We start from the raw sequence: 4,913 nt of genomic DNA on the forward strand, positions 1-4,913 counted from the left end.
GTCAGTCTGTAGAGCGACCATAAGACCAGAACAGAGTAAATCTGTTAAGGCAGGTGCGGAACCCCGCAAGGGAAAGAAGCAGAAACCTAAATCGTGAGGTTTGGGAATCACCGTCCGTTTACGGCGGTGAGGATGTCAAAGAAAAAAGTCGAACGCATTTTGGCAGCTTTCGGGTTTCCGTGAATGTAACGTAAGGTATTTAATGCCCTTTCTTTATCTGAAGGAGGGAAGCCATCGCAAAAATAACGTTTTTCCCAAAAGTGTCCTGTGCGATCCCCCCTAGCCCCCCTTGATAAGGGGGGAAGCCGAAGGCGGGGGGATCACATCGCCGTGTACCAGTTGAGAAAGTGCATAATTTTGGGTAAATCTTCTGGTTGGACAGGTTCGATCAGATAATGGACATGATTAGACATGATACAGAGAGCATAAAGCTTAAACTGGTGTTTGTCTAAAGCCTTCTTGATGGCATAAAGAAATACCTCCCGGCATTCCCCCTTGGATAGTTTGAACTCTCGGTTATTGCAGCGTGTGGTGACGTGGTAGGAATAACCAGCTTGAAGATTTCGAGGTTTTCTTGGCATATTCTTAAGCGAAATTTGAAATTTATGATAGTTGCTGACATTCAAAAAAACTCCCTCAAAGAGCAAAGGCTACAATTTATTCGTAACCATCAACAAGCTTTCGATGTTGAGCCGATTTATCCTTTGCGGCTGTTTGAAGATTTCGTGATGGGGGTTGAGGGCGATTGTAGTATTGAAGCCTCTTGTAAGATAGAATTAGATAAACTCATTGCCTCAAGGTTTATGCTCTTTTTTAAAGATAAAGCTCAAGAATGGCAAAAATATCTAGCGCAGTCTTTAGCTTTTTTTCGGCAAGTGGAGAACCGTGTGGGTGTTCAATTAGATTATTCTTTATTACAGGGATTTTTAGGAGATAATTTTGACTTTAGCAAGCTAGAAGTCCTAAGTGCTGGTATTGACTTAAGAACCAATCTTGCCGATTCTAGTGTAAAAATGCACATCAGAATTAGGGATTATCCCGAAAAACTAGCAACCGCTTTTGTTTTAAGTGACGGTGCTGCTGATAGTAATTATCTCAGTGGGTTTGTCAACTTAATTGGTTTTGATCTTTATTTCAAGGGTAAAAGTGCAATCGAAATTTATGCCGAGATTAGAGAAGATGATTTTTTCAAACCAGAAACCATCAATCAAGTGTGGCGACATTTTCCTGATTCAGTATTAAAACCTCTCCAAGCATCAGATCTATTTTTTACAGGTTTATCAAAAGCAAATAATAACCCAGTGCTTTACTACTCTCTCAAAAATCGTCAGAATTTAATCAATTACTTTAAGCTTAATGATACCGCCCAAAGAGTTCACAGCTTTTATCAACATCAAGATATTCTACCTAATATGTGGGTAGGTACAGCCCAACAAGAATTAGAAAAAACGAGAATCGAAAACGTTAGACTTTACTATTATAAGTATTTTGGAATGGAGTAAACTTTATATTAACCACAAAACTTCTCTGATGTCAAGACAGTCAAAACGATAAAACAGCTAATGGAGACCATCAATGATGCAAAGAATTCACGACTTAAAACAACTCTATGAGATTGATGACTCTCAATGGCTAGGAGAAACCGTTAGCCTACTCAGAAATCATCAATTTTCACAACTAGACTTAGAACATTTAATCGAGGAATTAGAGGATTTGGGCAAAGAAAAGAAAAATGCGGTAGCCAGTCTTTTAGAACAGGTTATCCGCCATTTATTATTACTGCAATACTGGACAAAGGAAGCAGAATATAATACAATTCATTGGCAGGAAGAAATTTATAACTTCCGTACTCAATTAGGGCGAAAAATGACAGCCAATCTCCACAATTATTTAGAGGAAGAATTAAACTCGATCTACCAAGATGCGTTAGGTTTTGTCAAAATCAAAACAGTGAATACTGTGATTTTTCCCTCTCAATGTCCTTACTCACTAGAACAATTACTAGATCGCTCTTGGTTGCCATAAAAATCAATTAAACAACAAAAAGAGATGAGAAATTATGTTAACCACAAAACCCCGCTTTCAAACCTTCGCTGAATATCTACATTATGAGGATAATTCAGAGGAACACTATGAATTATTTAACGGAGAATTGGTAGAAATGCCGCCAGAATCAGGACTTAACTTTCAAATTGCCAATCGTCTTTTTCTAGTCTTTGCTTTAATGCTAGGAACTGATAGAGTAAGAGGACATGGTTTAGAATTAGAAGTGAGGGGCGAACCGAAAAACCGTTACCCTGACTTAACCATTATTCGAGAAGAACATATTCAATTACTCTCCCAGAGAAATACGATTCTTCTTTCCATGGTACCCCCCTTATTAGTCATTGAAGTGGTTAGTCCGGGGGAAATCCAAAGAGAGAGAGATTACATCGCTAAAAGAAGCCAATATCAAGATTGTCGGATTCCCGAATACTGGATAGTTGATCCTCAAACTCAAACTATTTTAGTCTTAGAATTAAGAGGGGATACTTATACAGAAATTGGTAATTTTAGCAATGATGACTTAGTAAAACCCTCTATATTTAATCAACTCAATTTAAAAGTTTCTCAAGTATTTAATTAGGCAAATTGACCCCCATGATTACCGTCGAACCCATTACCTTTTACAACAATCAAGAGAGGATAAATTATGATGACATTAGAACAAGCTCTTATGACAGTTAATGAACTACCTATTGAACAGAGAGAAATGTTAATAGAAATTGTCAAAAATCAAATGATAGAATCCTATCGAGACGAAATAGCCCGAAATGCTAAAGAAGCGAGGGAAGCTTTTCAAATAGGAGAATTAAAACCGCAACCTTTAGAAGATATTATTGATGAATTAAAAACCATACTATATGACAGCAATTAAAGAATTAGGACAATTATAACAAGGAGATGATTAATCATGAAATATAGCATTTTAATTCAATGGTCTGAAGAAGATAATGCCTATATCGCCAGTTTACCCGAATGGGGAAAATACGCTCAAACTCACGGCAGCACCTATCAAGAAGCCCTTGATAATGCCCAAGAAGTTTTAGAAGATTTGGTAGATATATATACCCAAGAAAATAAACCTTTGCCCTCGCCAAAACTATTACAAATAGCTTAGAAAATTACTAATGACTAATTTCCCAACCATTCCGGGATTAAAAGAACTACAAAAACAAACCAAAGGCGCATCAGCAATAACCGTCGCCATTCTTGATGGTGTAGTTGATACCGACCATCCCTGCTTCAACGGGGCAGACCTAACCCGTTTACCCACCCTCGTCCAGCATCAAGCCACTGCGGGGCAAATGTCCACTCATGGGACACATATCGCTAGTCTCATCTTCGGACAACCCAACAGCGACATCCAAGGTATTGCTCCCCAGTGTCGAGGCCTACTCGTCCCCGTCTTCGCCGACGATAACCGTAAACTCTCCCAACTCGATTTAGCGAGGGCGATTGAACAAGCAGCCGAAAAAGGGGCAAAAGTGATTAATATTAGCGGCGGGGCCCTCACTGATATGGGAGAAGCCGAAGATTGGCTAATTCGTGCCGTCGAGATGTGTAACGAGAGAAATATTCTTATCGTTGCTGCTGCTGGTAATGATGGCTGTGAATGCCTTCATGTTCCTGCTGCCCTTCCTGCCGTCCTAGCGGTGGGTGCTGTTGATGCTAGAGGGCATCCCCTCGACTTTAGTAATTGGGGGGAAACCTACCAAAGTCAAGGCATCCTTGCCCCTGGAGAAAACATCTTAGGGGCAAAACCAGGCGGCGGGACTGTGCAACTGAGTGGGACCAGCTTCGCCGCGCCTATTGTGGCTGGAGTAGCCGCCTTATTACTCAGCTTGCAGGTGCAGCGAGGAGAAACCCCCAATCCTCACGCTGTCCGGGAAGCGATACTAAAAAGTGCCCTCCCCTGCCAATATGCCGACAGCGAAAATGAACCAAAATGTTTAGCCGGATTGTTGAACATTTCTGGGGCAATTAAACAGCTAACAGGAGAAACCATGTCCGAATCTGTGGAAACCCAAGCAACAGTAGAAGCATCAGGCTGTGGCTGCGGTGGTACGCCCGAAACCCCTGAGGCTGAACGCCAAAAACTCGAACTGAGTGCCGCAACCAGCGCACCGGTAATTCCCGTCGCCCAAATTCCCAATCCTGTCATCACCTCTCAAGGAGTATCCATGCCCGAAACTACCAATAAACCCGTCACCCCTAGCCAAGCTGCTGAACCCGCTGGCGGAATCGTCTATGCCATTGGCACTTTGGGCTATGACTTCGGCACCGAAGCCCGTCGGGACACATTTAAACAACTGATGCCGACAGCGGTAATTGGTGGTATTGAAGTTCCCTCTAATCCCTACGATGCCCGTCAGATGGTGGATTACCTGGCTGGCCACCTCTCGGAAGCTAAATCCTTAATTTGGACCCTGAACCTGGAACTTACGCCAATTTACGCCATTGAACCCCTTGGCTCTTTTTCCCGCGAAGTTTATGCGGCTTTACAGGAACTTCTTTCGGGACAAGTGCAAGCAGAAGACAGCCCCGAATATATCCAGCGTGTCAGTATTCCGGGACGGATTACTGGGCGGACAGTACGCCTGTTCTCAGGACAAGTTGTTCCCGTCATTGAACCAGATAGCCCCCGGGGAATTTATGGTTGGCACGTTAATACTTTAGTCAGTGCGGCAATATAGCGGTAAGCGCTTGAGTGAGATACAGACCAAGCTTTGCCTAGCATGGTTTATAGCTCGTGACACTGTACCTCATACGACTGCACACCGCTATAGAAGCCGTTGGTGCAGAACAAACAGAAGCCCAAGAAAGCCAAATGCGCCGCACTTTGAGTAGTTTCCTCAACCGCATCTACTAGA

At 42.4% G+C, this 4,913-nt stretch carries 6 protein-coding genes and 1 pseudogene; 6 read left to right on the forward strand and 1 reads right to left on the reverse strand.

Annotation, left to right across the window (positions count from 1 at the left end; genetic code table 11):
• Nucleotides 1–320: 320 nt before the first annotated feature.
• Nucleotides 321–581 (reverse strand): transposase, encoded by a 261-nt coding sequence (locus IM477_RS08460; protein WP_287731354.1) that lies wholly within the window; start codon nt 579–581, stop codon nt 321–323.
• A gap of 24 nt (nt 582–605) precedes the next feature.
• On the opposite strand from IM477_RS08460, the gene IM477_RS08465 reads away from it, so the two are divergent.
• The 6 genes and pseudogenes from IM477_RS08465 to IM477_RS08490 all read left to right on the forward strand — a co-directional run.
• Complete coding sequence (locus tag IM477_RS08465; protein ID WP_287731356.1) at nt 606–1,502, forward strand: DUF5838 family protein; 897 nt, start codon at nt 606–608, stop codon at nt 1,500–1,502.
• Nucleotides 1,503–1,578: 76 nt separating this feature from the next.
• Nucleotides 1,579–2,025 (forward strand): DUF29 domain-containing protein, encoded by a 447-nt coding sequence (locus IM477_RS08470; RefSeq protein ID WP_043999427.1) that lies wholly within the window; start codon nt 1,579–1,581, stop codon nt 2,023–2,025.
• Nucleotides 2,026–2,059: 34 nt separating this feature from the next.
• Nucleotides 2,060–2,626, forward strand: a complete 567-nt coding sequence (locus IM477_RS08475; RefSeq protein ID WP_287731358.1) for a Uma2 family endonuclease — start codon at nt 2,060–2,062, stop codon at nt 2,624–2,626.
• 90 nt (nt 2,627–2,716) lie between these two features.
• The gene (locus IM477_RS08480) at nt 2,717–2,917 is read left to right on the forward strand and encodes a hypothetical protein (protein ID WP_287731360.1); all 201 of its coding nucleotides are present in this window, start codon (nt 2,717–2,719) and stop codon (nt 2,915–2,917) included.
• A 36-nt stretch (nt 2,918–2,953) separates the two neighbouring features.
• Nucleotides 2,954–3,160, forward strand: a complete 207-nt coding sequence (locus IM477_RS08485) for a type II toxin-antitoxin system HicB family antitoxin (protein ID WP_287731361.1) — start codon at nt 2,954–2,956, stop codon at nt 3,158–3,160.
• 10 nt (nt 3,161–3,170) lie between these two features.
• Nucleotides 3,171–4,909: pseudogene (locus IM477_RS08490) on the forward strand (PatA/PatG family cyanobactin maturation protease); the annotation flags it as partial.
• Nucleotides 4,910–4,913 lie beyond the last annotated feature (4 nt).

The organism is Microcystis sp. M090S1 (assembly GCF_020246295.1).
Taxonomy (GTDB): Bacteria; Cyanobacteriota; Cyanobacteriia; order Cyanobacteriales; family Microcystaceae; genus Microcystis; species Microcystis aeruginosa.